The organism is Actinosynnema pretiosum (assembly GCF_002354875.1).
Lineage (GTDB): Bacteria > Actinomycetota > Actinomycetes > Mycobacteriales > Pseudonocardiaceae > Actinosynnema > Actinosynnema auranticum.
The window spans coordinates 430,977-454,937 of record NZ_CP023445.1 but is presented as its reverse complement, the minus strand read 5'-3'; the positions used below and the strand labels follow the sequence as shown (position 1 = coordinate 454,937).

The following is a 23,961-nucleotide window of genomic DNA, read 5'->3' as shown; positions in this document are numbered from 1 at the left end:
TCCTAGTATCCGGATCAGTGAACCGGTTAATCCGGTTCACTGATCCGTTCAACGTCCGAGCAGGTGGAGGCCATGGTGACCGGCACGATGAAGGCGATCCGGGTGCACGAGCACGGCGGGCCCCAGGTGCTGCGGCTCGACGAGGTCCCGGTGCCCGAGGTGGGGCCGGGCGAGGTCCGGGTGCGGGTGCGGGCGGTGGGGCTCAACCCGCCGGACTGGTACCTGCGGGAGGGCATGACGAAGATCCCGCCGGAGCTGCGGCCCGTGCTCGACCTGCCGCTGATCCCCGGCACGGACGTGTCCGGGGTGGTGGAGGAGGTCGGCGACGGCGCGGGGTGGGCCGTCGGGGACGAGGTGTTCGGGATGCTGCGCTTCCCCTCGCCCGGCGGCAGCGCGTACGCCGAGCAGGTGGTGGCGCCCGCGGCGGACCTCGCCCGCAAGCCCGCGGGCGTGGACCACGTGCGGGCGGCGGGCGCGCCGATGGCGGGGCTGACCGCGTGGCAGTTCCTGATCGCGCTCGGGCACGAGGTCGCGCCGCCGTTCCAGCCGGAGCCGCACCGGCCGGTGGCGATCGAGCCGGGAACGACGGTGCTGGTCAACGGCGCGGCGGGCGGGGTCGGGCACTTCGCGGTGCAGTTGGCGAAGTGGCGGGGCGCGCGGGTGGTCGCGGTGGCCTCGGGGTCGCACGGGCAGTTCCTGCGGGAGCTGGGCGCGGACGTGGTCGTGGACTACACCCGCGAGCGCGCCGAGGACGTGGTCGACGAGGTCGACCTGGTGCTGGACGCGGTCGGCGGGGAGGCGGCCGGGCGGTTCCTGCCGCTGGTCCGGCGCGGGGGCGCGCTGTTCCCGGTGTTCCCCGGCCCGTACGACGCGGCCGAGGCGGCACGGCGGGAGGTGACCGTCTCGGCGACGCAGGTCAGGGCGAGCGGGGCGCAGCTGGCGGAGCTGGGCGCGCTGCTGGGGTCGGGCGCGGTGCGGGTGGGGGTCGACAGCGTCTTCCCGCTCGCGGACGCCGCCGCCGCGCACGCGCGGGCGGAGCGCGGGCACATCCGGGGCAAGATCGTGCTGGCGGTCGACTAGCCGTCGGCGGGGCGGCGGGCGCTCGGGAGACGCCGGGGCGCAGGCGATGACGAGGTCGCAGATCCCCGCCGTTGGCTTGGCCGAGGCTCGCCGAGGCGAAGCCGCCGGTGGCCACCCCGGTGCCGCCGGGGCACTTCGCGACCGGCGTTTCCCCGATCGCGCCCACCTCGCCGATCACCAGATGGGGCGGACCGCTGCCGGGGCTCCTCCGCGCTCGCGATCGCGGCGGGGAGCGCCGCGACGGCGAGGACGAAGGCGCGGGAGAACAGCCCGACTGGCACGACCGGCACGGGTTGTCGATCCCCACTCGGGACCGCGCGGGACCGGCCCCCTCCCTGCTGGCGCGAACGCGCGGCGGGGAACCGGGGTGCGGACCGGTTCACGCCGCGGGGCGAGACCCCCTCACCGGGCACTACCGCTCGGGCACGACCGCCTCGACGGCCCGGCGGAGGGTGGCGCGCACGAGCGCCGGGTCGTCCAGGTCGCCGCCGGACAGGGCGCCGTCACGCAGCAGGACCAGGACGCGGGCCACGTGGTCCGGGTCCGGGCAACCGGCCTCGGCGGCCAGCTCGCGCAGGCGTCCGGCGAACCAGCGGCGGTGCTCGTCCACGACCGCGCGGACCGGGTGGGCCGGGTCGGGGTGCTCGGCGGCGGCGTTGAGGAACTGGCAGCCCCGGAAGCCGTCGGCGCAGGTCGCGTCGCCGACCTCGGCGAGCATCGCCACGAGCGCGGCGCGCGGCGGGCGGCCCTCGGTGAGCGCGGCCATGCCCTCGCGGATGCGCAGGCTCTCCTCGGTCAGGTACGCGGCGACGAGGTCGTCCTTGGCCGGGAAGTGGCGGTAGAACGTCGCCCTGGTGACGGCGGCCTGCTTGACCAGGCGGTCCACCCCGACCGCGTGGACGCCCTCGGCGTAGAAGAGGCGGGTCGCGGTGCGCAGCAGCCTCTCCCTGGGGTGCTCGTCCCGGACCTGGGCAGTCGTCATCCCCCCACCGTAGAGAAAGACCGGTCGTTCTGCACCGTGTGATCGCCCACGTTGACCACCGCGAGCGGAGGGCTAGTCTTGTCCACAGAAAGAACGATCGTTCTTTCTACCGCAACGGACGCGAGGAGTCCCCACCATGAGCACCCCCACCGTCGTCCTGGTCCACGGCGCGTTCGCCGACTCGTCCAGCTGGACCGACGTCGTCCGCAGGCTCCAGGCCGAGGACGTCCCGGTCGTCGCCGTCGCGAACCCGCTGCGCGGCCTGGAGCCCGACGCCCGCTACGTCGCCTCGGTCGCCAACGGCGTCGAAGGCCCGGTCGTGCTGGTCGGCCACTCCTACGGCGGCGCGCTGATCACCCGCGCGGCGCGGGACGTCGCAGGCGCGAGGGCGCTGGTCTACGTCGCGGCGTTCCAGCCCGACACCGGCGAGAGCGCGCTGGAGCTGGCGAACCGCTTCCCCGGCGCCAAGCTCGGCCCGGACACCCTGGACGTGCTCGTGCACGAGGGCGCGCCGGAGCTGTCGATCAAGCCGGGGGACTTCCGCGAGGTGTTCGCGGCCGACCTGCCCGAGAGCGCGACGACCGTGCTGGCCGCCACCCAGCGCCCGGTGGCCGAGGCCGCGCTGGCGGGCGGGCTCGACGGCGAGCCCGCGTGGCGCTCGCTGCCGTCGTGGGCGCTGGTCGCGAACCAGGACAACGCGATCCCGGCGGCCTCGCAGGAGTTCATGGCCGAGCGCGCCGGGTCGACCACGACGCGGGTCGACGCCTCGCACGCGGTCGCGGTGTCCCGGCCGGAGGTGGTGGCCGAGCTGGTGCTCGCGGCGGTGCGCGCCACCGGCTGAGCGCGCTAGGGCCTGGGCAGGAGCGCCAGCGCGGTGTCCGCCGCGCCGGTCACGACCTCCGCGCCCAGGCCCGCCTTCCCGACCGCCTCGACGCCCCGGACCACGACCAGCAGCAGCGACGCCAGCGCGTCCGGGTCGGCTCCGGGGGCGAGGTGGCCGCAGCGCTGGGCGGCGGCGATCTCCCGGCTCAGCAGCCCGAGCACCGCGCGCAGGGTGGTGGCCGAGCGGTCGGCGACGGACTCGTCGGACGCGGCCAGCTCGGCGGTCCCCTTGGCCTGGAAGCAGCCCCGGCGCCCGACGTCGGCGGCGGTGTTCGCGGCGACGAAGCGGACGTAGGCCTCCAGCCTCGCGAGCGCGCCCTCGTCCGGGCCGCTCAGGTGCTCCTCGGCCAGGGCGACGATCGCCCCGCACCAGTCGTCGAAGACGCGGTGGAACAGGGCCTCCTTGTCGCCGAACGCCCCGTAGAGGCTGCCCTTGCCCAGACCGGTGGCGCGGGCGATGTCGTCCATGCGCGTGCCCGCGAACCCGGTGGTCCAGAACTGCTCCCGCGCCAGCTCCAGCACCTGGGTCTCGTCGAACTTCCTGGGCCTGGGCACGGCGCCGAAACTACCCGTTCTTGACTCGTTCGTCCACAACCGGCTATGTTCTGGACGATCCATTCCAGAACGAGGGGTTCACCCATGCCGGGCGTGTTGCAGGACAAGGTCGCCGTGATCACCGGGGGTTCCAGCGGGATCGGGCTGGCCATGGCCCACCGGTTCGCCGCCGAGGGCGCGCGGGTCTTCGTCACCGGGCGGGACGCCGAGCGGCTCGACGCGGCCGTCGCCGCGATCGGGGCCGCCGCCACCGGGGTGCGGGCCGACGTCGCCGACCCGGCCGCGCTGGACGCGCTCTACGAGCGGGTGCGGGCCGAGGCCGGGCGGGTCGACGTGCTGGTCGCGAACGCGGGCCTGGCGGCCGACGCCCCGCTCGGCGAGCACACCGAGGAGGGCGTCGACCTCACCCTCGCGGTGAACGTGAAGGGCACGCTGTTCACCATCCAGAAGGCGCTGCCGCTGCTGTCGGCGGGCGCGTCGATCATCGTGATCGGGTCCAGCAACAGCACCCGGCCCAACCCGGCCCTCGCGGTGTACAGCGCGTCCAAGGCCGCGGTGCGGAACCTGGTGCGCAACTGGGCGGCGCAGTCCGGGGAACGGCAGTTCCGGATCAACGTGCTCAGCCCCGGCCCCACCCGCACGCCCGGCCTGATGCGCGCGGGCGGGCCGATGATCGAGCAGTACGTGCGGGAGCAGGTGCCGCTGGGGCGGATGGCCGAGCCCGAGGAGATCGCGTCGGCGGCGCTGTTCCTGGCCTCGGACGCGTCCTCGTTCGTCACCGGCGTCGAGCTGTTCGCGGACGGCGGTCAGGCGCAGGTCTGACCGGAGCGGGCCCGCGCTCGTCGCACCGGGACCGCTGTGCCGGAAACCCCTGTCGCGCCAACGGTTCCGGTCTACGCTCGGGCCGATGGATCGCGTGCGCGTGACGCTCACCGGAGCGCAGGAGACGATGCTGGCCACGCTGTACGGACGAGCGCTCGACAGCGCCCGCCCCAACTCCGTCCTGAACGACGCAGCAGCCGCCGAGGCCGTCGCCCGCCTCGACTACGACTTCCCCGGCACCGGCATGACGACGACGTCCGCCGTCGGCGTCGCCATCCGGGCCTGGCAGCTCGACCGGTGGTTGCGGCAGTTCCTGGCCGCGCGCCACGGGGCCACCGTCGTCCACCTCGCCTGCGGCCTGGACACCCGCGCCCACCGCCTCTCCCCCGGCCCCGACGTGCGCTGGGTGGACGTCGACCTGCCGGACGTCGTGGCGGTGCGGGAGAAGGTGCTCCCGCCGCCGGGCGGGGACTACCGGCTCGTCGGGGCGTCCGCGACCTCGCCCGAGCTGTGGGAGTCGATACCCGACGACCGGCCGACCGCGGTCTTGTTCGAGGGGCTGTCGATGTACCTGTCCGGCGCGGAGGTGGAGGGGCTGGTCCGGCGGGCCGTCGGGCGGTTCCCGTCCGGGGAGCTGATGTTCGACGTCTACGGCACGATCGGCATCAGGCTGCAGAAGCTCGTGCCGCCCGTGCGGCGGTCGGGGGCGGTGCTGCGGTGGGGGCTGGACGACCCGACCGGGCCCGAGGCGTGGGGGCTGGAGCTGGTGGGGTCGGTGCGCAGCACCGAGCTGCCGATGCGGGACCGGCTGCCCGTGGCCGGGCGGGTGCAGCTGGGGATCGTCGGCGCGATCCCGAGGCTGCGGGACGCCGGGCGGCTGGTGCGCTACCGGTTCCCCGCGTAGCGCACCGGTCCGCGCCTACTCCTCGACCAGGGCCTCCAGCGCGCCCAGCGCGCCCACGAGCGCGTCGCGGTGCTCGGGGCTGAGGGTCTCCAGTCGGGCCCTCAGCTCCTGCACGCGCGCGGACCGCACGCCGGACACCATCGCGACCCCCTCGTCGGTCGGACTGGCCAGCCAGGCCCGACCGTCCTGGGGGTCCGGTTCCCTGCGCACGTATCCGGCCTCGACGAGCGTCGCCACGATCCGGGACAGCGTCGGCGGCGCGACGCCCTCCTTGTTCGCCAGGTCCCCCAACCGCATCGGGCCGCAGCGCGCCAGCGTCGCCAGCGCCGAGACCGCGCCGGGGCCGAGCCCCGGTGAGCCGGTCCGGCGCAGCAGCCGGGAGAGCCTGCCGATCGTGAGGTACAAACGCGCGGTGGCGTCCTCCAGGTCGGTCACCGGCGGCCCCTCCTCCGGACAAAACGGGTGTTCAGCATCCATCATGCCGGGTGCCCCCTGCACCACCGACAAGCCGATCACCGTTCAGGCGTCCGGCGCAGGGCTGGACGCGTGCGCCCAGAACCGCTTCGGCACCCGGCCCGCCAGGCGCGCCCACCTGCCCGCGCGCACCGCCGACCGCATGGCGGAGGCCATCAGCTCGGGGTCCTGCGCCCTGGTCACGGCCGTGGCGAGCAGCACGGCGGCGCAGCCGAGCTCCATGGCGAGCGCGGCGTCGGAGGCGGTGCCGACGCCCGCGTCGAGGATCACCGGGACCGACGCCCTGGCGACGATCAGCTCCAGGTTGTGCGGGTTGCGGATGCCCAGGCCCGTGCCGATCGGCGAGCCGAGCGGCATGACGGCGGCGCAGCCCGCGTCCTCCAGGCGCAGGGCGAGGACCGGGTCGTCGTTGGTGTAGGGCAGGACGGTGAAGCCGTCGGCGACGAGGCGGCGCGCGGCGTCGAGCGTCTCGACCGGGTCGGGGAGGAGGGTGCGGTCGTCGGCGTGGACCTCCAGCTTCACCCAGGACGTGCCGAGGGCCTCGCGGGCGAGCCGGGCGGTGAGGACGGCCTCGGCGGCGGTGCGGCAGCCCGCGGTGTTGGGCAGGAGGTCGATGCCGAGGCGGCGCAGGAGCTCCAGGACGCCGGTGCCGCCGGAGCCGTCGGCGCGGCGGAGGGCGACGGTGGTCAGCTCGGTGCCGGAGGCGCGCAGGGCGCGTTCGAGGGCGGTCAGGTTGGTCGCGCCGCCGGTGCCGGTGATCAGGCGGGAGGTGAACTCGCGGTCGGCGATGCGGAGGGGGTCGGAGGGGTCGGTCACGGTCAGCCTCCCTGCACGGCGGTGATGACCTCGACGCGGGCGTGCTCGCGCAGCGGCCGGTCCCAGGCGGCGCGCGGGACGACCTCGCCGTCCACGGCCACCGCGACGCCGGTGGTGGGCGCGCCGAGGGCGGTGACGGCGTCGGCGACGGTGGCGCCGTCGGGGAGGTCGCGCTCGACGCCGTTGAGCCGGGCCCTCACGCCGCCTCCCCGAGCAGCTCCACGACGCGGCGCGCGGTGACGGGGGCGAGCAGGACGCCGTTGCGGTGGTGGCCGGTGGCGGCGAGGACGCCGGGTTCGAGCCAGTCGATCAGCGGGGTGTTGTCGCGGCTGCCCGCGCGGAAGCCGACGGAGGTCTCGGCGAGCGCGTACTCGGTGAGGGCGGGCCAGACCTCCTCGGCGTCGGTGAGCAGGTCGAGGACGCCGCGCACGCGGACGGTCGGGTCGAACCCGGCCTCGTACTGGGTGGCGCCGACGAGCAGGCCGGAGCGGGTCTCGTTCGGGACCAGGTAGACGGCGCGACCCCTCACCTGGGCGCGGATGGTGCGCTCGGGGGCTTCGAGCGCGCCGGGTCGGGCGAGGAGGGTGAGGATCTCGCCCTTGACGGGGTGGATCACGTCGCGCAGGGCGGGGTGCAGCTCGGCGCTCCAGGCCCCGGCGGCGATGACGGTGGTCGAACCGTCCACTTCGGACTCGGCGACGCCGGTGAAGCGCACGCCCGCCTCGGCGCAGGCGGTCCGCAGGGCGGCGAGGAGGGTGCGGGCGGAGACGGCGAGGTCGCCGGGGATGTTCAGTCCACTCCGGACGGACGGACCGAGCCCCGGTTCCCGCTCGCGCAGCCCGGCCGCACCGAGCACCTGGAACTCCAGGCCGTGGGCGGCGAGGTGCGCGGCGTGCTGGTCGAGGACGGCGGCGTCGGCGGCGTCGACGGCGGTGACGAGGGTGCCCGCGGTGTTGAGCCGCACGCCCAGCTCGCGGGCGAAGCCGGGCCACAGGCGGATCGACTCCAGGCCGAGCGCGAGCACCGCCTCGTCACCGGGCCACGCCTCGCTGACCGGCGCGAGCATCCCGCCCGCCACCCACGAGCCCGCGTGCGCGGACCCCCGATCGCGAACCGCGACGGCGAACCCGGCCTGAGCCGCCCGCCAGGCGATCGACAACCCGATGACACCGCCGCCGAGGACGGTCACTCGCTTGCGCGCCACAGCACTCACGCTCCCTGCGCCGGCATGACCCGGATCAGGTTCGACGGTCGGAGCGCCTCACGCTCCCTCTCAGTCCGGTACTCCCCGGACTCCCGTGCGGACCACCGCCACCGTAGCGCAGCGGGGGCGGGCGGGGTTCTGGAGCGCGGGTGAGGGCTTCGGCGGTGCGGGTGGAGGGGCGGGGGCGGCGGCACGGGCGGAGGGGGCGCGGCTGACCGGGGGGGTGAGATCGGCCGGGGTGCAGGTGGTCGCGGGGGCGCGGGGGCGGGGTGGGGGCGGGGGCGGCTGAGGCCAGGTGGCGGGGGCGACCGGGGGCGACCGGGGGCGGGGGCGACCGGGGGCCGGTAGTCGCGGGGCGCGGGCGGCCGGTGGGTGTGCCGGCCGGCCGCGGGGGCGCGACGGCGCGGCCAGCGGGGAGACGCCGTTGCCCCACAAGGCGAGGGTGGTCGAAGGCGTGGGCCAGCCGGGAGGCGGGGACGGCCCGAGGCGCGGGCGGGAGGCGAGGTCGCCCCGGGGACCAGGGCGGCCCGAGGTGTGGCCAGGAGGCGGGGGCTGCCGGGACGCGGGTGGTCCTGGGCCTGCGTGGTCGAGCGGGGCGGGTGGTGATTACGTGGTGGGGTGCCCGGACTTGACGCTTCCCAGATCAGGCGCAGGCTCGCCGACGCCCGGCTGTACCTGTGCACCCCCCACCGCCCCGACCTGGCCGAGTTCGCCGACGCCGCGCTCGCGGGCGGGGTGGACGTCGTGCAGTTGCGGGAGAAGGGCATGGAGGCTCGGCAGGAGTTGGCCGCCCTCGAGGTGCTCGCGGAGGCGTGCGCGCGGCACGGGGCGCTGCTCGCGGTGAACGACCGGGCGGACGTGGCCCTCGCCGCCGGGGCCGACGTGCTGCACCTCGGCCAGGACGACCTGCCCGTCCCGCTGGCCCGGCGGGTGGTCGGGGACGAGGTGGTGATCGGGCGGTCCACGCACGACCTCGCGCAGGCCTCGGCGGCGGCGGTCGAGCCGGGCGTGGACTACTTCTGCACCGGGCCCTGCTGGCCGACGCCGACCAAGCCCGGACGCCCGGCGCCGGGGCTGGACCTGGTGCGCGCGGTCGCCGGGTGGGGCGCGGCACGAGCGGGCGCGGGCGCGGGCGAGCCGGGCGCGGGTGCGGCCCCTCCCGCCCGGCCGTGGTTCGCCATCGGGGGGATCGACCGGCATCGGCTTCCCGAAGTGATCTCCGCCGGGGCAGGCCGGGTGGTGGTCGTGCGCGCCATCACCGAGTCGGACGACCCCCGCGCCGCCGCAGCCTGGTTGAAAATTCAACTAAGTGGCGTACCCTCGTCCCCGTGATGCCTGTGCTCTACCTGGGCCACGGGGCGCCCCCGCTGGCCGACGACGCGCGCTGGACCGGCGAGCTGCACGCCTGGTCCGAGGACCTCCCCCGCCCGGAGGCGGTCCTGGTGGTGTCCGCCCACTGGGAGGAGGCGCCGCTCACCCTCGGCGCCACCACCCCCGTGCCGCTGACCTACGACTTCTGGGGCTTCCCGCGGAAGTACTACGAGGTGACCTACGACGCGCCGGGCGCGCCCGCGCTCGCCGACGAGGTCACCCGGCTGCTCGGCGGCGAGGACCGGGTGGCGCGCGACCCGGAGCGCGGGCTCGACCACGGGGCCTACGTGCCGCTGAAGGAGCTGTTCCCGGCGGCGGACGTGCCGGTGCTCCAGGTGTCCATGCCGACCCTGGACCCGCGCGAGCTGTTCGACCTCGGCCGCGGGCTGGCGCCGCTGCGCGAGCAGGGCGTGCTGCTGGTCGGCAGCGGGTTCATGACGCACAACCTGAGCTGCGTGGACTTCCGGCGCGGCCCGGACCACGCCGCGCCGGGCTGGTCCGAGGAGTTCGACGACTGGGCGGGCCGGGCGCTGGCCGCCGGCGACGTGGACGGGTTGCTGGACTTCGCCCGCAAGGCCCCCGCCGCCGGTCTCGCGCACCCGCGCACCGAGCACTTCGCGCCGCTGTTCGTGGCGCTCGGCGCGAGTCTGGACCAGGGCGCGCCGAGGACCACCGTCGAGGGGTTCTGGTACGGGCTGTCCAAGCGCTCGGTGCAGTTCGGCTGACCGCGCCCGCACCGTGACCGCCCCGCGCCCGCTTAGGCCGATGGGGCGGTCTCCTGAACGGCAAATGTGAAGCTGGGAGTGACGCACCAAACGGCGTCTCACCCGATCGGCGGATAGGCGCAGCACGGGGTGGTCCGGTCAGAGCAACTCAGGCAAGTAGCTCTCCGTATTGGAGGCAAGTGCCCCCGGAACGCCATTCGCCGGTACGCTGAGCACTAGCCGCGCCACCGCTGACAAGCGAGCGCGGCGAACAGGCCGCCTCCGGGCGGCCCGCGAAGACGTCTCCCTCATCTTCGGATGCGGGGAAGCCGGGGATTCGGTGGCAGGGACCGCCCCCGGCGACCCCCCAGGGGGACGGGTGGTGGGGCGGCGGCAGGGGTCGCCCCACCCCTCTTTCTCCCCCGCCGCTCGGCGCGGTGAACCGCACAGCTCGCCACCGGGGTCGCAGGCCGCCCCGGCGCACGCCCGCCTACCCGCGAGTAGTGGACCTTTCGAGCTACGTTACAACTCCGTTACGTGTGACAGCTGGAGACCATCAGAGTCGAAGTGTGTCACAGGCCACGTCACCGTGACTGCGCTGCGTAGCCCTTGACCGTTGACCCGCGCCACAGGTAGTCACGAACTCGGCATTCGAGGAATCACGCTCACCGCTGATTCCCCGGTTTCCCGCCACCCCAAGCGTGAATACCCCGGCCCGAAGTGAACAAGACCGCCGATCCGAAGGGCATTCGCGGCAACGTGGACTGCTCCCCCCGACGGGGGGAAGATGGTGGTCCGTGGACCTCGTGACGCTGGAAGACATCCGGGCCGCCGCCGAGCGGATCTCCGGGGCGGTGCTGCGCACCCCGCTGCTGCCCTGGGGCGACGGCCTCTGGCTCAAGCCGGAGAGCCTGCAACCGGTGGGCGCGTTCAAGATCAGGGGCGCCTACAACGCGCTCGCCCGCCTCGCGCCCGAGGACCGGGCGCGCGGGGTGGTGGCCTACTCCAGCGGCAACCACTCGCAGGCCGTCGCGCGCGCGGCGCGGGAGTTCGGCGTGCCCGCCGCGATCGTGATCCCGGACAACGCGCCCGAGGTCAAGGTCGAGGCGACGCGCGCGCTCGGGGCCGAGGTGGTCCGGGTGCCCATGGCCGAGCGGGAGAGCCGGGCGCTGGAGCTGGCCGCCGAGCGCGGCGCGGTGCTGGTGCCGCCGTTCGACCACCCGGACGTGATCGCCGGGCAGGGCACGATCGGGCTGGAGGTCGTGGCGGACCTGCCCGAGGTCGCGACCGTGCTCGTGCCGGTCAGCGGCGGCGGGCTGCTGTCCGGCGTGGCGGTGGCGGTCAAGGCGCTGCGGCCGGACGCGCGGGTGATCGGCGTGGAGCCGGAGCTGGCCGCCGACGCGGGCGAGTCCTTCGCGGCCGGGCGCCGGGTGGACTGGCCCGACGCGGACCGGGCCAGGACCATCGCGGACGGGCTGCGGGCCCAGCCGTCCGAGCGGACGTTCGCGCACATCCGGGCGCACGTGGACGGGTTCGCGGCGGTCTCCGAGGCCCGGATCAGGGCGGCGGTGCGGGAGCTGGCGGTGCGGGCCCGGCTGGTGGTGGAGCCGAGCGGGGCGACGACCCTGGCGGCGTTCCTCCAGCTGCGCGAGCGCGGCGAGCTGGGCGACGGGCCGGTGGTCGCGGTGCTGTCCGGCGGCAACGTCGACCCGGCGCTGCTGGCCGAGGTGCTGCGGGAGGCGTGACGCGCGGGGCGGCCCCGAGAGCGGGCCGCCCCTGCCGCGCGCGCTCAGCCCCCGACCGGGCGGTTCAGGGTCGCGACGAACTTGTAGCGGTCGCCCCGGTACACCGAGCGCACCCACTCCACCGGGTTGCCCTCGGTGTCGTAGGAGTGGCGGGAGAGCAGCAGCATGGGCAGTCCGATGTCCGCGCCCAGCAGCTCCGCCTCCTCGGGCGAGGCGAGCGCGGTCTCGATGGTCTCCTCGGCGTGCCCCATCTCGGTGCCGAACCGCTCGCGCAGCACCTGGTACAGCGACCCGCCGGGCGACAGGTACCGCCGCAGCCCCCGGAACCGGCCGAGGGCCAGGTGCGTGGTCTCGATCGCCATCGGCTCGCCGTCGGCCAGCCTCAGCCGGTGCAGCCGCAGCACCTTCGCGCCCGCGCGCACGCCCAGCAGCCGGGCCAGCTCGGCCTCGGCGGGCTGCTCGGAGGCGTCGATCAGCCGGGACGACGGCTGGCGGCCCTGCGCCAGCATGTCCTGCGTGTACGAGGAGAGCTGGAGCCGTTGCGCCACCTTGGGTTCCGCGGCGAACGTGCCCTTGCCCTGCACCCGCAGCAGCCTGCCCTCGACGGTCAGCTCGGCCAGCGCCTGGCGGACCGTGGTGCGGGACACGTCGAACTCCGAGGCGAGCGAGCGCTCGGTGGGGATCGGCGAACCCGGCGGCATGGCGCGCAGCAGGTCGAGCAGGTGGCGTTTGAGGCCCCAGTACTTCGGTTCCCGCTGTGCACGCGACCTGGACTCCAGGCTCGTCTCCAGCATGGCCTTCCTCCTCGACTTCTCCCAGCGCTCCCGCCACAAGGATGCCCTGTCGCGGGCCGTTCGCGCCGTCGAACCCCCTCGTCGAGTCATCGGATGACTTTGCAACGTCTCGGCAACGACCTTGACAGGTCCTGTGGTGGGGCACACCCTAGGCCGCATTGGTCTACACCACTTAGGTCCGCCTAGGTGTCCGTGGTGTTGGTCCGGCCGCAGGGGACGGGGCCGGCGAGGAAAGGGCGCGAACGTGAAGGGCTGGAGAGGACTGGCAGTCGGCGCCACCGCGCTGTCGGTGGCATTGGCCGGTTGCGGCACGAGCAGTGACAGCGGGAGCGGCGAGGGCGGGGACAAGACGCTCACCGTGTGGCTGATGGACGGCTCGGCGGCTCCGACGCTGACCGACGCGCTGCACCAGGAGTTCGAGAGCGCCCACCCCGGCGTGAAGGTCAAGTACGAGGTGCAGAAGTGGGGTGGCATCCAGGAGAAGCTCACCACCGCGCTGACCGGGAAGACCCCGCCGGACGTCATCGAGCTGGGCAACACCCAGACCGCGAAGTTCGCGTCCGAGGACACCCTGGAGGACCTGTCCGGCGACGTCTCGTCGCTCGCGGGCGACCAGTGGCTCGCGGGTCTCGAGGACTCGCTCACCTGGGACGGCAAGCAGTACGGGATGCCGTTCTACGCCGCGAACCGGACGGTCGTCTACCGCACCGACCTGTTCCAGGCCGCGGGCATCACCGCCGCGCCGACCTCGCGCGACGAGTGGGTCGCGGCCGTCGAGAAGCTCAAGGCCGCCAACGCGTCCGACCCCGAGTTCCAGTCGCTGTACCTGCCGGGCCAGTCCTGGTACGTGCTGCTGTCGTTCATCTGGGACGAGGGCGGCGACGTCGCCAAGAAGGACGGCGACAAGTGGGCGGGCGCGCTCGACAGCGCCGAGGCCAAGGCGGGCCTGGAGTTCTACAAGAAGCTCGTGGACGCCTCCGGCACCAAGGCCCCGAAGGACACCGACGAGGCCACGCCGCAGCAGATGGAGGTGTTCGGCACCGGCAAGGTCGGCATGATGATCGGTCTGCCGTGGGAGCTGGCGGGCGCGGTCAAGGCCGACCCGACGCTGGAGGGCAAGCTCGGCGCGTTCCCGATCCCGTCCAAGACGGCGGGCAAGACCGCGCCGGTGTTCCTGGGCGGCTCGAACCTGGCCATCCCGGCGGGCAGCGCGAACCCGGACCTGGCCAAGGACTACCTGAAGCTGCTGTCCTCCAAGAAGTACCAGGACATGCTGGCCGAGGGCGGCTCGGTGCCCGGCACCTCCACCGACACGGCGAAGCTGGAGACCACCCCGGTCGGCAAGGCGCTCGCCGCCGCCGCCCCCAACGGCAAGGTCACCCCGACCACGCCGACCTGGGCCGGTGTCGAGGCGGGCCAGAACCCGCTGAAGGACATGCTGACCGCGTACCTGTCCGGCGCGAAGTCGCTGGACCAGGCCACGGCGGACGCCAACGCGGCGCTCACGAAGACGCTGGCGGGCTGACGGTCGCATGACGGCAGTCGACACGACCGGCGCGGGGGCGTCGACGGGCACCGTCCCGCCGGCGCCCCCGCGCTCCGCGAAGGGCGGCGGTGGCCGCCGCCGGGGCAGCGCGTTCGACCGCGCGCTGCCGTACCTGCTGCTGGCGCCCGCGCTGGTGGCCATCCTGTGGCTGATCGGCTTCCCCGTGCTGTCGGTGCTGCTGACCAGCTTCCGGCGGCTGAACCTGCGCGAGCTCACGCGCGGCCAGGTCGTGTGGACGGGGTTGGACAACTACACCGAGGTGCTGGGCGACCCGGACTTCTGGCTGGTGACCGGGCGAACGGTGGCGTTCACCGCCGCCGTCGTCGGGGCCTCGGTGCTGGCGGGCCTGCTGCTGGCCGTGCTGATGCGGCAGGTCTCGCCGCTGGTGCGGATCGTGCTCCAGGTGGCGATGCTGCTGGCGTGGGCGATGCCGCTGCTGGCGGCCACCACGGTCTACCAGTGGATCTTCGACCAGGAGTACGGCATCCTGAACAAGACCCTGGTGCAGCTGGGATTCGACTCGTACGCCGGGTACTCGTGGTTCTCCACCGGGCTGTCCACGCTGGGCGTGGTCGGTCTGATGATCACCTGGCAGGCCGTGCCGTTCCTGGCGTTCTCGCTGTACGCCGGGCTGATCGGCATCCCGCGCGACCAGTACGAGGCGGCGGGCATCGACGGGGCCTCGCCGTGGCAGACGTTCCGGGCGGTGACGTGGCCGGAGCTGCGCCCGCTGCTGATGATGGTGACGTTCCTGTCGGTGCTGTGGGACTTCAAGGTGTTCGCGCAGATCTGGGCGTTCCGGCAGGGCGGTCCCGACGGGGCCAGCACCACGCTCGCGGTCTACCAGTACCTGGTGGGCATCTCGCAGAGCCACTTCGGCGTGGCGGCGGCGGTGAGCGTGCTGATGATGCTGCTGCTCGCGGCGGTGACGTTCCAGTACCTGCGCAGGCTGGTGCGGTCCCAGGAGGGTGAGCTGTGAGGGCCAAGCGGATCTCGGCCAACGCGGTCGCGCTCGTGGTGGCGCTGTTCTTCGCGTTCCCGACGTACTGGATGGTCGCCACGGCGCTCAAGCCGCGCAAGGACCTGCTGTCCAGCGACTACGACCTGGTGCCGAAGTCGGTGACCGGGGACAACTTCGCGTCGGCGTGGAACAAGCCGGGGTTCCTGGAGTCGCTGGGCAACAGCCTGCTGGTGACGCTGTCGGCGGTGGCCGCGGCGCTGGTGGTCGGGCTGCTGGCGGCGCTGGCGCTGTCCCGGATGCGGTTCCGGGGGCGGCGCGGGTTCGTGATGATGATGCTCATCGCGCAGATGGCGCCGTTCGAGGCGCTGCTGATCCCGATGTTCCTGATGATGCGGGACCTGGACCTGCTCGACAAGCTGCCGTCGCTGACGCTGATCTACTTCGCGGTGACGCTGCCGTTCTGCGCGTGGACGCTGCGCGGGTTCGTCAACGGCATCCCGCTGGAGCTGGAGGAGGCGGCGATGGTCGACGGGTGCGGGCGGTGGGGCGCGTTCCGGCGCGTGACGCTGCCGCTGCTCGGGCCGGGGCTGGTGGCGACGTCGGTGTTCGCGTTCGTGACGGCGTGGAACGAGTTCCTGTACGCGCTGTCGCTGATCAACGACCAGTCGAAGCAGACGCTGCCGGTGTGGCTGAGCGGGTTCAAGTCGAACTTCGGCACGGACTGGGGCGGCGCGATGGCGGCCTCGGCGCTGTTCACGCTGCCGGTGCTGGTGTTCTTCCTGATCGTGCAGCGGAAGATGGTGACCGGGGTCACCGCCGGGGCGGTCAAGGGGTAGTCCTCGTTCACCGCGTGCGCCGCGCCCGCTCCCGCTGGGGGGCGGGCGCGGCGTTGTTCCGGGGGGATTTCCTGTGGCGAGCGTCGCTGCGGGGTCGCGGGGCGCGCGGCGGGGCGGCCGGGTGGGCGGCGCCCGGCCTCCCGCGCAGGCCAGGCGCGTCCGGGTGGGGCAGCACCTGGGGGACGAACTGCGCGAACGCGCCGAAGTACCGTGGTCGCAGGCGTCATCCGGCGGTGGGCCGGACGGGTCCTCGGACTCGCCCCGCGGCGGTCGGACTCGCTAATATTGGTCTAGACCTAAGTGGCGTGGGGCCTGCCGGACCGGGCCCGGAGGACAGGGGTTACCCGATGACCGAGCACCAGCCCGGCGGGCACATGGCCGCCGAGATCGACCAGCAGCCCGCGATCTTCGCGGACCTGGTGGCCCGGCGCGCCGAGATCGCGGCGGTCGCCGGGGCGATCCGGGCGCGCGCGCCCCGCTTCGTGCTGTTCGCCGCGCGCGGGTCCAGCGACCACGCGGCGCTGTACGCCAAGTACCTGACCGAGGTGCTGCTCCAACTGCCCGCGGGCCTGGTGTCGCCGTCCACCACCACGCTCTACGGGGCGCGGCCGGACCTGCGGGACGTGCTGCTGGTGACCGTGTCGCAGAGCGGCGGGTCGCCGGACCTGCTGGAGGTCACGCAGTCCGCGCGGGAGCGGGGGGCGCTGACCGTGGCGGTGACGAACACGCCCGACTCGGAGCTGAACGGGGTCGCCGAGATGTCGGTGGACGTCGGCGCGGGCGTGGAGCACGCGGTGGCGGCCACGAAGACGTACTCGGCGACGCTGCTGGCGCTGTACCTGATGGTCGACGCGGTGCGCGGCGGCAGCGGCGCGGAGGTCGCCGGGATCGGCGAGCTGGCGCGGGCGGCGCTGGACGGGTCGGTGGACCCGGTGGAGGAGGCGGTGCGGCGCTACCGGTTCGTGGACCGGGTGCTGACCACCGGGCGCGGCTACTCGCTGCCGTCGGCGCTGGAGGCGGCGCTGAAGCTGGCCGAGACCTCGTACCTGGCGGCGCGGGCCTACAGCGGCGCGGACCTGCTGCACGGGCCGGTCGCGGCGGTCGACGCGGAGACGGCGGTGCTGGCGGTGACCAGCGCCGGGCTGGGCGGGGACGCGCTGCACGACGTGCTGGACGTGGTGCACGGGCGCGGGGCGGACGTGGTGGCGGTCGGGTCGGCGGCGGAGAAGGCGCCCGCGGCCCTGCGCATCCCGGTCCCGGAGACGGCCGAGGAGGTGGCGCCGATCCTGGAGATCCTGCCGGTGCAGCGGTTGGCGCACGGGCTGGCCCTGGCGCGGGGCGGTGACCCGGACAGCCCGCGCGGGCTGAACAAGGTGACGCGGACCCGGTGACCCGGACGCGGTGACGGTCCTGGGCCAAGCGCGGGCGGGTTCCGCGGGCGCGGAGCCCGCCCGCGCTTGGCCGGGTGGGTCATACTTCAGCGGTCTGCGGTTCACCCGACGATCCGAGGGCTGTGTTGTGGCCGTTACCGACGACGCGATCCTGCGCGTTCGGGAGATGATCGTCTCCGGGGAGCTCAAGCCCGGTGACCGGTTGCCCCGCGAGGCCGTGCTCGCCGAGCGGTTGGGGTTGTCGCGGAACTCGCTGCGCGAGGCGGTCAGGGCGCTGTCGCTGGTGCGGGTGCTGGACGTGCGGCAGGGGGACGGGACCTACGTGTCCAGCCTGCGGGCCGACGAGCTGCTCGGGGCCCTGTCGTTCGTGCTCGACCTGCACCGGGGCGAGGAGTCGCTGCTGGAGGTCGTGCAGGTCCGGCGCATCCTGGAACCGGCGGCGTGCGCGCTCGCGGCCCAGCGGGTCACCGCCGAGGACGCCGCGGCGCTGCGGGCGCTGTGCGACGCGGCCGAGGCCGCCGAGACGGTCGAGGAGCTGGTCGAGCACGACCTGGCGTTCCACCGGGCCGTCGCCGCGCACTCCGGGAACGCCTACCTGGCGCAGCTGCTGGACACGCTCGCCGGGCCGACGGTGCGGGCCCGGATCTGGCGGGGCATCGCCCAGGCCGGGGCCAAGTCGCGGACCGTGGCCGAGCACCGGGCGATCGTGGACGCGCTCGCCGCCGGGCAGCCGGAGGTGGCGCGGTCGTGGAGCACGGTGCACATCGCCGGGGTCGAGCAGTGGCTGCTGGTGCTGGCCTGACGCGGCGGGACCGGGGTCCCGCCGCCGCGCGGGTTTCAGGGCTCAGGGGGTCAGGGCCGCGGTGATGATCCGCTCGGCCGTCGGCGGCAGCTCGCCCGCCTCCATGTCCAGGGTGTTCACCGAGTAGACGATCGTGCGCGAGCCGTCCTCGGTCACCGCGACGCCCGTGTTGTAGCCGGGCCGGTCGCCGGTCTTGCCCCACAGCACCACGCCGCCCAGCTCGATCCGGTTCACGCCGAGCCCGTGCGCCGCGCCGGGGAGCGGCAGCGTCAGCATCTCCGCCCGCGAGCGCTCGCCGATCAGGTCGCCGAACACCAGCGCGTTGATCAACCGGTCCAGGTCGCGCGCGCTGGAGACCGCCTCCGCCGCCGCCCACTGGAACGTCGGGTTCGCCCCCGTCACGTCCCAGTGGGAGCCGTCCTCCCGCAGCTGGTACCCGTGCGAGTGCTCGCCCCTGATCCCGGTCTCGGCGCCGGGCAGGTAGGTGTCGCGCAGCCCCAGCGGGCGGATCACCAGCTCCCGCACCGAGTCCGCGTACGGCCTGCCGGTCGCCGCCTCGATCACCAGGCCCGCCACCAGGTACCCCTGGTTGCCGTAGCGCTGCTCGGCGCCGGGGCGGTGCAGCGGGCCCTTCGCCACGCCCAGCCCCACCACCTCGCGCGGGTCCCAGGTGCGGTAGCGGTTCTCGGCGAACCAGCCGGTGCTCTTGTGCGGCAGGCCGTTGCCCGCGATGCCGTGGGTGTGGTTCAGCAGCTGCCGCACGGTGATCGGCTCGAACGCGGCGGGCAGCAGGTCGGGCAGGTGCTGCTGCACGGTGTCGTCCAGGTCGAGCACGCCGCGCTCGTCGAGGCGGAGCACGGTGGCGGCGGTCAGGAGCTTCGTGGCGCTGCCGATGCGGAACCGGCCCTCCGGGGACACCGGGCGGGTCGTGCCGAGCCGGGAGACGCCGCCGGAGCCCGTCCAGGAGCCCGCGCGGCCGGAGACGCGGACCAGCGCCCCGGACGCCTCCCCGTCCGGCAGGCCCGCCACGGCGGCGGCCAGCGCGGCGCGGTCGAGCGGGGGGACGGCGGGCGCCGCCCGGGCCGGGACCGCCGCCGCCAGGAGGAGCCCTGCGGCGGCCAGAGCGGTGATCGTTGTGCGCATGGGGAGAAGCTGCCCGGTCCGGGGCCTCCCCGGCATCGGGGAGGTCCCGGAGTCCGGCTCAGGGGCTCACAGGCGGTAGGCGAGGGTCGCGGTGGTCGAGAACAGGGCGGTGCGCTCGGCCCCGGACAGGTCGGCGGTCAGCTCGCGGGCCGCCGCCAGGACCTCCGCGTGGCTCGCGGCCAGCAGGCAGACCGGCCAGTCCGAGCCGAACATCAGGCGGCGCGGCCCGAACGCCTCCAGGACGGTCTCGCAGACCGGCCTCAGGTCCGCCACCGACCAGTTCGCCCAGTCGGCCTCGGTGACGAGCCCGGACAGCTTGCACAGCACGTTCGGGCGGGCCGCCAGCGCGCGCACCTCCGCCGCCCACTCGCGCAGGTCGCCGCCCACCGGGGGCTTGGAGCAGTGGTCGAGCACGAAGGTCAGCTGCGGCAGGGCAGCCGCCGCCCTGCGGGCCGCCGGGAGCTGGTGCGGCAGGGTCAGCAGCTCGTACACCAGCCCGCCCGCCGCGACCGCCGCCAGCCCGCGCAGGACGTCGGGCCGGATCAGCCAGTCCGGGTCGTGCTCGGCCTGCACCTGGTGCCGGACGCCGCGCAGCCAGCGCGCGCCGGGCAGCGCCCGCAGGGCCGCGAGCTGGGCGGGGACGTCGCCGGTCAGGTCCAGCCAGCCGACCACCGCCCCCACCAGCGGTTCGCGGTCGGCCAGCGCGAGCAGCTCCGGGGTCTCGGCCGGCCCGGCCGCGGTCTGGACCAGGACGGTCGTGGTCACCTCGGGGGCGGCCCTGGCGAGGTCGTGGACGGTGAAGTCCCGGCGGATCGCGGACATCCGCCCGGTGATCCACGGCTGGTCGCGGACCGCCAGGTCCCACACGTGGTGGTGCGCGTCGACGATCACGCCAGCTCCTCCCACAGCGCGCCGGGCACGGCCGCGGCGAGCGCGGCGGCGTTCGCGCGGACCTGCGCGGCCGAGCGCATCCCCACCAGCACCGAGCGGACCGCGGGGTGCCGCAGGGGGAACTGGAGCGCCGCGGCGGGCAGGGCGACGCCGTGCGCGGCGCACGTCCGCGCCAGCGCCCTGGCGCGCGCCAGCAGCTCGGGCGGCGCGGGGGCGTAGTCGTGGGTCGCCCCGTCCGGGACGACGCGCTCGGCCAGGAGGCCGGAGTTGAAGGGAGCCGCGGCGACCACCTCGACGCCGCGCTCCGCGCACAGGTCGAGCAGACCCGTCGCGCCGCGTTCGAGAAGGGTGTGCCGCCCGGCTAGCAGGACCACGTCCACGTCGGTCTCGCGGACGAACCGCTCGGGAACCCGCCACTGGTTCATGCCGACTCCAACGGCGCGGACCACCCCTTGGTCACGCAGGTCCGCGAGCGCCGGGTAGGCCTCGTCGATCGCCTGCCGCCAGTGGTGGTCCGGGTCGTGCAGGTACACCACGTCCACCCGGTCCACGCCCAGCCTGTCCGCGGAGGACTCCAGGGAGCGGCGGACGCCGTCCGCGCTGAAGTCCCACACCCGCCGGGAGTGGGCGGGCACCGCGAAGCCGTTCGCCAGGTCGTCGCCGACCGGGTCGACGGGCTCCAGGAGCCTGCCGACCTTGGTGGACAGCACGAAGTCCGCCCTGGGGACGCCCGCCAGCGCCGCGCCCAGCCGCCGCTCGGACAGGCCGAGGCCGTAGTGCGGGGCGGTGTCGTAGTAGCGGATGCCCGCCTCCCAGGCGGCGCGCACGGCGGCCTCCGCGTCCGCGTCGGCCACCGGCTCGTACAGGTTGCCCAGCGGCGCGGCGCCGAAGCCGAGGCGGGACAGCCCGGTCACGGCTCCGGCCGCAGCCGCAGGCCGTGCATCCCGCCGTCGACGGCCAGCACGGTCCCGGTGGTGGAGCCGGACAGCGGGCTGGCCAGGTGGGCGATCGCGGCGGCCACCTCCTCGGCCGCCACCAGCCTGCCGTGCGGCTGCCTGGCCTCCAGCGCGGCCCGCTCGGCGACCGGGTCGGGGGCCGACGCCAGGAGCCTGCCCACCCACGGGGTGTCGGCGGTGCCGGGGGCGACCGCGTTGAACCGGACGCCCTCGCGGAGGTGGTCGGCGGCCATCGCCAGGGTCAGCGCGTGCACCGCGCCCTTGCTGGCCGAGTACACCGCGCGCTGCGGCAGGCCGGCGCGCGCGGCGATCGAGCCGGTGGTGACGACGGCGGCGGACGGCGAGCGGCGCAGGTGCGGCAGGGCCGCGCGGACCACCCTGGCGACGCCGACGACGTTGACGTCCAGCACCCGCAGCCACTCGGCGTCGTCGGCCGCCGCCACGTCGCCCTGCGCGCCGATCCCCGCGTTGGCCACCAGCACGTCCAGCCGCCCGGTCTCGGCGGTCAGCTCGGCGAGCGCCGCGCGCACCGAGGCGTCGTCGGCCACGTCGGTGCGCAGCCCGCGCAGCGGCTCGGGCGCCTCGGGGTCCAGGTCGAGCGCGTAGACCACCGCGCCGCGCTCGGCGAGCAGCCGCGCGGTGGCCAGCCCGATGCCGGACGCCCCGCCGGTGACCGCGGCCACCAGCCCGTCGAAGTCGTTCACCGCTCCCCCGTCCCCGCCCACACCGGACCGTCCGGGTAGCGGTGGTCGCGCACCGACGATTCCTTGAGCTGGGCCGAGAAACCCGGCGCGGTGGGCGCGAGGTAGCGGCCGTCGCGGACCACCGCCGGGTCGGTGAAGTGCTCGTGCAGGTGGTCGACCCACTCCAGCACGCGGCCGTCCAGCGAGCCGGAGACCGCGACGTAGTCGACCATCGCCAGGTGCCGCACCAGCTCGCACAGGCCGACGCCGCCCGCGTGCGGGCACACCGGGACGCCGAACTTGCGGGCCAGCAGCAGGATCGCGAGCAGCTCGCCGACCCCGCCGACCCGGCAGGCGTCCAGCTGCACCACGTCCACCGCCCCGGCCTGGAGCAGCTGCTTGAACACCACCCGGTTGGCCGCGTGCTCGCCGGTGGCGACCCGGACCGGGGCGACCGCCTCGGCGATGGCGCGGTGGCCGAGCACGTCGTCGGGCGAGGTGGGCTCCTCCACCCAGTACGGGTCGAACGGGGCCAGCTCGCGCACCCAGCCGATCGCGGCGCCCACGTCCCAGCGCTGGTTGGCGTCGACGGCGATCCGCACGGACGGGCCGACGACGGAGCGGGCCAGGCCCATCCGGCGGATGTCGTCGGACAGGTCGGCGCCGACCTTGATCTTGATCATGTCGAAGCCGTCGGCGACCGCGCGGGCGGCGAGGTCGGCGAGCTTGTCGTCGGGGTGGCCGAGCCAGCCGGGCGAGGTGGTGTAGGCGGGGTAGCCGCAGCGCTGGAGCTCCTCGGCGCGGGTGGAGCGGCCGGGCTGGGCGTCGCGCAGGATGGTGAGCGCCTCGTCGGGGGTGAGGGCGTCGGTGAGGTAGCGGAAGTCGACCAGGCCGACCAGCTCCTCGGGGGACATGTCCGACAGGAACCGCCACAGCGGCAGGCCCGCGCGGCGGGAGGCGAGGTCCCAGGCGGCGTTCACGACCGCGCCCACGGCCATGTGCGCGACGCCCTTCTCCGGGCCCAGCCAGCGGATCTGCGAGTCGCCGACCAGGTCGGCGGACAGGGCGGCGAGCGCGGCGGCGTCCTCGGGGACGGGCCTGCCGACGACGTGCGGGGCGAGCGCGCGGATCGCGGCGGCCTGCACGTCGTTGCCCCGGCCGATGGTGAAGACGAGGCCGTGGCCCTCGGGGCCGGAGTCGGTGCGCAGGACGGCGTAGGCGGCGGAGTAGTCGGGGTCGGGGTTCATCGCGTCGGAGCCGTCGAGCTCGCGCGAGGTGGGGAAGCGGACGTCGACCACGTCCACGGCGGTGATCGTCGCGGGGGCGGTGGGGGCGGGCGGGTCCGGGCGCGGCGTGGCGCCACCCGGAGAGGTGGTCTTCCGGGTGCCGGTCGGCGCGGCGCCGGTCGACGCGGCGGTGGGCACGCGGGCGGCGGCGGGCGCGCCCGGCTCCGGCGTGGGCATCACGCCTGCCCGATGCGCTGCCGCTGCGCGCCGAGGCCGTCGATCTCCAGCTCGACCACGTCGCCCTCGCGCAGGTACGGCTTCGGCTCGGGCTGGCCGAGCGCGACGCCCGCGGGCGTGCCGGTGTTGATCAGGTCACCCGGTCGGAGGACGACGAACCAGCTCAGGTAGCGGACCAGCTCGGCCACCGGGAAGATCATGCGCCGCGTGGAGGAGTCCTGGCGGAGCCGACCGTTGACCCGCAGCCGCATCCCGAGGTCCTGCGGGTCGGGCACCTCGTCGGCGGGCACCAGGAAGGGGCCGAGGGGGTTGAACGTCTCGCAGTTCTTGCCCTTGTCCCACTGCCCGCCGCGCTCCAGCTGGAACTCGCGCTCGGACACGTCGTGCGAGAGCGCGTACCCGGCGACGTGGTCCAGCGCCTCCTCGGCGCTGTCCAGGTACCGGGCGGTGCGGCCGATCACGACGCCCAGCTCGACCTCCCAGTCGGTCTTGACCGACCGGCGCGGCAGGAGCACCTCGTCGTCCGGGCCGACGACGGTGTCCGCGGCCTTCAGGAACACCACCGGTTCGGCGGGCGGCGCCTGGCCGGTCTCGTCGGCGTGGTCGCGGTAGTTGAGGCCGATGCAGACGACCTTGCCGATGCCCGCGACCGGCGGGCCGACCCGGACGCCCTCGACCGCCAGGCGCGGCAGCAGGCCCCGGTCGAGCGCGGCCCTGGCCCTGGCGATGCCGCCGGACGCCAGGAAGGCGCCGTCCACGTCGGCGGTGAGCCCGCTCAGGTCGTGCACGGTCCCGTCGTCCGCGCGGACGGCGGGGCGTTCGGAACCCGGTTCCCCCAGGCGCATCAGCTGCACGGAAGCCCCTCCTCGATGAGCGACGACACATCGGGTGTCTACCCGCCTCGCAGGCCGGGCGTCCAGTGCGCGCGCGTCGATTGGTCCGATGACTGTCCGCTT

The 23,961-nt window shown here is 74.9% G+C and carries 25 protein-coding genes and 1 riboswitch; of the genes, 12 read left to right on the top strand and 13 right to left on the bottom strand.

Annotated features, from left to right (window positions below; translation table 11 throughout):
• Window positions 1–72 precede the first annotated feature (72 nt).
• A complete protein-coding gene (locus tag CNX65_RS02140; RefSeq protein ID WP_177154473.1) occupies window positions 73–1,080 on the top strand; it encodes an NADP-dependent oxidoreductase in 1,008 nt (335 codons plus the stop codon).
• A gap of 412 nt (window positions 1,081–1,492) precedes the next feature.
• On the opposite strand, the gene CNX65_RS02135 is transcribed toward CNX65_RS02140, so the two are convergent.
• Complete coding sequence (locus CNX65_RS02135; protein WP_096491271.1) at window positions 1,493–2,062, bottom strand: TetR/AcrR family transcriptional regulator; 570 nt, start codon at window positions 2,060–2,062, stop codon at window positions 1,493–1,495.
• A gap of 136 nt (window positions 2,063–2,198) precedes the next feature.
• Here CNX65_RS02135 and CNX65_RS02130 point away from each other — a divergent pair, with 136 nt between their 5' ends.
• The gene (locus CNX65_RS02130) at window positions 2,199–2,903 is read left to right on the top strand and encodes an alpha/beta fold hydrolase (RefSeq protein WP_096491270.1); all 705 of its coding nucleotides are present in this window, start codon (window positions 2,199–2,201) and stop codon (window positions 2,901–2,903) included.
• Between the two features lie 5 nt (window positions 2,904–2,908).
• Here the strand turns inward: CNX65_RS02130 and CNX65_RS02125 are convergent, their stop codons facing one another.
• Window positions 2,909–3,499 carry a TetR/AcrR family transcriptional regulator gene (locus CNX65_RS02125; protein WP_177154472.1) on the bottom strand — a complete coding sequence of 197 codons (591 nt, stop codon included), beginning with the start codon at window positions 3,497–3,499 and terminating at the stop codon, window positions 2,909–2,911.
• A gap of 84 nt (window positions 3,500–3,583) precedes the next feature.
• Between CNX65_RS02125 and CNX65_RS02120 the strand changes: the two genes are divergently transcribed.
• Window positions 3,584–4,321 (top strand): SDR family NAD(P)-dependent oxidoreductase, encoded by a 738-nt coding sequence (locus CNX65_RS02120; protein WP_096491268.1) that lies wholly within the window; start codon window positions 3,584–3,586, stop codon window positions 4,319–4,321.
• A gap of 85 nt (window positions 4,322–4,406) precedes the next feature.
• On the top strand, window positions 4,407–5,225 hold the full coding sequence (locus tag CNX65_RS02115) for a class I SAM-dependent methyltransferase (RefSeq protein WP_096491267.1): 819 nt from the start codon (window positions 4,407–4,409) through the stop codon (window positions 5,223–5,225).
• A gap of 15 nt (window positions 5,226–5,240) precedes the next feature.
• Here the strand turns inward: CNX65_RS02115 and CNX65_RS02110 are convergent, their stop codons facing one another.
• From CNX65_RS02110 to thiO, 4 genes are all read right to left on the bottom strand, one after another.
• Window positions 5,241–5,660 (bottom strand): MarR family winged helix-turn-helix transcriptional regulator, encoded by a 420-nt coding sequence (locus tag CNX65_RS02110; protein WP_096491266.1) that lies wholly within the window; start codon window positions 5,658–5,660, stop codon window positions 5,241–5,243.
• An 84-nt stretch (window positions 5,661–5,744) separates the two neighbouring features.
• Window positions 5,745–6,515, bottom strand: coding sequence for a thiazole synthase (thiG, locus tag CNX65_RS02105; protein WP_177154471.1), 771 nt, complete (start codon window positions 6,513–6,515; stop codon window positions 5,745–5,747).
• A 2-nt stretch (window positions 6,516–6,517) separates the two neighbouring features.
• Window positions 6,518–6,715 carry a sulfur carrier protein ThiS gene (gene thiS, locus CNX65_RS02100; protein ID WP_096491264.1) on the bottom strand — a complete coding sequence of 66 codons (198 nt, stop codon included), beginning with the start codon at window positions 6,713–6,715 and terminating at the stop codon, window positions 6,518–6,520.
• Window positions 6,712–7,719 (bottom strand): glycine oxidase ThiO, encoded by a 1,008-nt coding sequence (gene thiO / locus CNX65_RS02095; RefSeq protein ID WP_096491263.1) that lies wholly within the window; start codon window positions 7,717–7,719, stop codon window positions 6,712–6,714. The genes thiS and thiO overlap by 4 nt, the downstream gene beginning before the upstream one ends.
• Window positions 7,714–7,825: riboswitch (TPP riboswitch) on the bottom strand. It overlaps the preceding gene by 6 nt.
• A gap of 512 nt (window positions 7,826–8,337) precedes the next feature.
• Between thiO and thiE the strand changes: the two genes are divergently transcribed.
• The 3 genes from thiE (at window position 8,338) to CNX65_RS02080 (ending at window position 11,539) form a co-directional block, all read left to right on the top strand.
• On the top strand, window positions 8,338–9,051 hold the full coding sequence (gene thiE / locus CNX65_RS02090) for a thiamine phosphate synthase (protein ID WP_096491262.1): 714 nt from the start codon (window positions 8,338–8,340) through the stop codon (window positions 9,049–9,051).
• On the top strand, window positions 9,051–9,815 hold the full coding sequence (locus CNX65_RS02085) for a dioxygenase family protein (RefSeq protein ID WP_096497554.1): 765 nt from the start codon (window positions 9,051–9,053) through the stop codon (window positions 9,813–9,815). The genes thiE and CNX65_RS02085 overlap by 1 nt, the downstream gene beginning before the upstream one ends.
• A gap of 776 nt (window positions 9,816–10,591) precedes the next feature.
• Window positions 10,592–11,539 (top strand): threonine ammonia-lyase, encoded by a 948-nt coding sequence (locus CNX65_RS02080; RefSeq protein ID WP_096491261.1) that lies wholly within the window; start codon window positions 10,592–10,594, stop codon window positions 11,537–11,539.
• Between the two features lie 44 nt (window positions 11,540–11,583).
• On the opposite strand, the gene CNX65_RS02075 is transcribed toward CNX65_RS02080, so the two are convergent.
• The gene (locus CNX65_RS02075; protein ID WP_096491260.1) at window positions 11,584–12,333 is read right to left on the bottom strand and encodes a GntR family transcriptional regulator; all 750 of its coding nucleotides are present in this window, start codon (window positions 12,331–12,333) and stop codon (window positions 11,584–11,586) included.
• Window positions 12,334–12,577: 244 nt separating this feature from the next.
• Between CNX65_RS02075 and CNX65_RS02070 the strand changes: the two genes are divergently transcribed.
• The 5 genes from CNX65_RS02070 to CNX65_RS02050 all read left to right on the top strand — a co-directional run bounded on the left by CNX65_RS02070 (window position 12,578) and on the right by CNX65_RS02050 (window position 17,869).
• Window positions 12,578–13,858: a sugar ABC transporter substrate-binding protein gene (locus CNX65_RS02070; protein ID WP_096491259.1), complete on the top strand. Its 1,281-nt coding sequence runs from the start codon at window positions 12,578–12,580 to the stop codon at window positions 13,856–13,858.
• Between the two features lie 7 nt (window positions 13,859–13,865).
• On the top strand, window positions 13,866–14,858 hold the full coding sequence (locus CNX65_RS02065) for a carbohydrate ABC transporter permease (protein WP_096491258.1): 993 nt from the start codon (window positions 13,866–13,868) through the stop codon (window positions 14,856–14,858).
• Window positions 14,855–15,676, top strand: a complete 822-nt coding sequence (locus tag CNX65_RS02060) for a carbohydrate ABC transporter permease (protein ID WP_096491257.1) — start codon at window positions 14,855–14,857, stop codon at window positions 15,674–15,676. The genes CNX65_RS02065 and CNX65_RS02060 overlap by 4 nt, the downstream gene beginning before the upstream one ends.
• A gap of 347 nt (window positions 15,677–16,023) precedes the next feature.
• Window positions 16,024–17,067 carry an SIS domain-containing protein gene (locus CNX65_RS02055; RefSeq protein ID WP_096491256.1) on the top strand — a complete coding sequence of 348 codons (1,044 nt, stop codon included), beginning with the start codon at window positions 16,024–16,026 and terminating at the stop codon, window positions 17,065–17,067.
• Between the two features lie 127 nt (window positions 17,068–17,194).
• Window positions 17,195–17,869 carry a FadR/GntR family transcriptional regulator gene (locus CNX65_RS02050; RefSeq protein ID WP_096491255.1) on the top strand — a complete coding sequence of 225 codons (675 nt, stop codon included), beginning with the start codon at window positions 17,195–17,197 and terminating at the stop codon, window positions 17,867–17,869.
• Between the two features lie 42 nt (window positions 17,870–17,911).
• On the opposite strand, the gene CNX65_RS02045 is transcribed toward CNX65_RS02050, so the two are convergent.
• The 6 genes from CNX65_RS02045 to CNX65_RS02020 form a co-directional block, all read right to left on the bottom strand.
• The gene (locus tag CNX65_RS02045) at window positions 17,912–19,012 is read right to left on the bottom strand and encodes a serine hydrolase domain-containing protein (RefSeq protein WP_198320424.1); all 1,101 of its coding nucleotides are present in this window, start codon (window positions 19,010–19,012) and stop codon (window positions 17,912–17,914) included.
• Between the two features lie 66 nt (window positions 19,013–19,078).
• A complete protein-coding gene (locus CNX65_RS02040) occupies window positions 19,079–19,903 on the bottom strand; it encodes an amidohydrolase family protein (RefSeq protein WP_096491253.1) in 825 nt (274 codons plus the stop codon).
• Window positions 19,900–20,817: an aldo/keto reductase gene (locus CNX65_RS02035; RefSeq protein ID WP_096491252.1), complete on the bottom strand. Its 918-nt coding sequence runs from the start codon at window positions 20,815–20,817 to the stop codon at window positions 19,900–19,902. The genes CNX65_RS02040 and CNX65_RS02035 overlap by 4 nt, the downstream gene beginning before the upstream one ends.
• Window positions 20,814–21,563, bottom strand: coding sequence for an SDR family NAD(P)-dependent oxidoreductase (locus CNX65_RS02030; RefSeq protein WP_096497552.1), 750 nt, complete (start codon window positions 21,561–21,563; stop codon window positions 20,814–20,816). Before CNX65_RS02030 ends, CNX65_RS02035 begins: the two co-directional genes overlap by 4 nt.
• Window positions 21,560–23,005, bottom strand: a complete 1,446-nt coding sequence (locus CNX65_RS02025) for an enolase C-terminal domain-like protein (RefSeq protein ID WP_218181339.1) — start codon at window positions 23,003–23,005, stop codon at window positions 21,560–21,562. Before CNX65_RS02025 ends, CNX65_RS02030 begins: the two co-directional genes overlap by 4 nt.
• Window positions 23,005–23,859, bottom strand: coding sequence for a fumarylacetoacetate hydrolase family protein (locus tag CNX65_RS02020; RefSeq protein ID WP_096491251.1), 855 nt, complete (start codon window positions 23,857–23,859; stop codon window positions 23,005–23,007). The genes CNX65_RS02025 and CNX65_RS02020 overlap by 1 nt, the downstream gene beginning before the upstream one ends.
• Between the last annotated feature and the right edge of the window lie 102 nt (window positions 23,860–23,961).

What these genes read in the sequence shown, in the direction of transcription:
- CNX65_RS02115 (WP_096491267.1), top strand. Translation starts at nt 4,407, where the DNA reads ATGGATCGCGTGCGCGTGACGCTCACCGGAGCGCAGGAGACGATGCTG.
- CNX65_RS02045 (WP_198320424.1), bottom strand. Translation starts at nt 19,012, where the DNA reads ATGCGCACAACGATCACCGCTCTGGCCGCCGCAGGGCTCCTCCTGGCG.
- CNX65_RS02055 (WP_096491256.1), top strand. Translation starts at nt 16,024, where the DNA reads ATGACCGAGCACCAGCCCGGCGGGCACATGGCCGCCGAGATCGACCAG.
- CNX65_RS02120 (WP_096491268.1), top strand. Translation starts at nt 3,584, where the DNA reads ATGCCGGGCGTGTTGCAGGACAAGGTCGCCGTGATCACCGGGGGTTCC.
- CNX65_RS02075 (WP_096491260.1), bottom strand. Translation starts at nt 12,333, where the DNA reads ATGCTGGAGACGAGCCTGGAGTCCAGGTCGCGTGCACAGCGGGAACCG.
- CNX65_RS02140 (WP_177154473.1), top strand. Translation starts at nt 73, where the DNA reads ATGGTGACCGGCACGATGAAGGCGATCCGGGTGCACGAGCACGGCGGG.
- CNX65_RS02025 (WP_218181339.1), bottom strand. Translation starts at nt 23,005, where the DNA reads ATGCCCACGCCGGAGCCGGGCGCGCCCGCCGCCGCCCGCGTGCCCACC.
- CNX65_RS02135 (WP_096491271.1), bottom strand. Translation starts at nt 2,062, where the DNA reads ATGACGACTGCCCAGGTCCGGGACGAGCACCCCAGGGAGAGGCTGCTG.
- CNX65_RS02130 (WP_096491270.1), top strand. Translation starts at nt 2,199, where the DNA reads ATGAGCACCCCCACCGTCGTCCTGGTCCACGGCGCGTTCGCCGACTCG.
- CNX65_RS02085 (WP_096497554.1), top strand. Translation starts at nt 9,051, where the DNA reads ATGCCTGTGCTCTACCTGGGCCACGGGGCGCCCCCGCTGGCCGACGAC.
- CNX65_RS02065 (WP_096491258.1), top strand. Translation starts at nt 13,866, where the DNA reads ATGACGGCAGTCGACACGACCGGCGCGGGGGCGTCGACGGGCACCGTC.